The sequence below is a fragment of the Cupriavidus sp. GW823-FHT06D04 genome (assembly GCF_058795055.1).
In genome coordinates this window covers 1-740 of record NZ_JBXAHL010000115.1, presented here as the reverse complement: position 1 = coordinate 740, position 740 = coordinate 1, and the positions used below count along the sequence as shown (strand labels likewise).

The window sequence follows — 740 nt, the reverse complement described above, 5'->3', positions numbered from 1 at the left end:
CTCAAATGAACAGGAGAACTCCCATGTCCAAACTACCGTTGCTCGAACCCGCGGATTGTGCATTGATCCTCGTTGATGAACAGGCGGGCCTTGCGTTCGCCGCGGGTTCTCAAGACCCCCAGATTCTGCGCAGTAATGGCCTTGCGGTCGCGAAGACGGCGGTCGCCTTTGACTTGCCGGTTGTGGTCTCCACTTCGGCCTCGAAGGTCTACAGCGGCCCATTGATGCCGGCTTTTCGGGAAGTGCTGCCAAACGTCACGCCGATTGAACGCCGCAACATGAACCTTTGGGAAGACGATGCGGTCCGCGACGCGATTACGGCTACCGGAAAGCGTACGCTGATCATCGCGGGCATGCTGACGGAGGCGTGCGTGAGCTTCCCGGTTCTTTCAGCGCTGTCCGAGGGATATCAAGTCTACGTGGTTGCCGATGCTTGCGGTGGACTGACACCAACAAGCCATGACCTTGCGTTGCGACGGATGGCTTCCGCTGGCGCAGTCATGACTTCCTGGCTCCAACTCCTTCTCGAATTTCAGAGAGACTGGACGCGTCATGACACATATGAGAAGGCTCGCTCGATCGTGGTTGAGCATGGTGGTGGGTATGGCACGGGGCTCGCATACGCGCGTGACATGATCAAACCGACATGAGCGCGTGTATCGGTCATGCATGCGGCTAACTCTGCCTCATTCTGAGGGACGTAAGTTGAGGGGAGGGGGCGACCGGCGCTTTCCGACCCC

General features: G+C 58.6%; 1 protein-coding gene. It reads left to right on the top strand.

Features of this window, described 5'->3' with window-relative positions; all coding sequences use genetic code 11:
- Window positions 1-23: 23 nt before the first annotated feature.
- The gene (locus tag AC1Q7H_RS39820) at window positions 24-650 is read left to right on the top strand and encodes a hydrolase (protein WP_013953086.1); all 627 of its coding nucleotides are present in this window, start codon (window positions 24-26) and stop codon (window positions 648-650) included.
- Window positions 651-740: the final 90 nt, after the last annotated feature.

Coding starts and splice junctions, on each gene's coding strand:
- AC1Q7H_RS39820 (WP_013953086.1), top strand. CDS start 24: ATGTCCAAACTACCGTTGCTCGAACCCGCGGATTGTGCATTGATCCTC.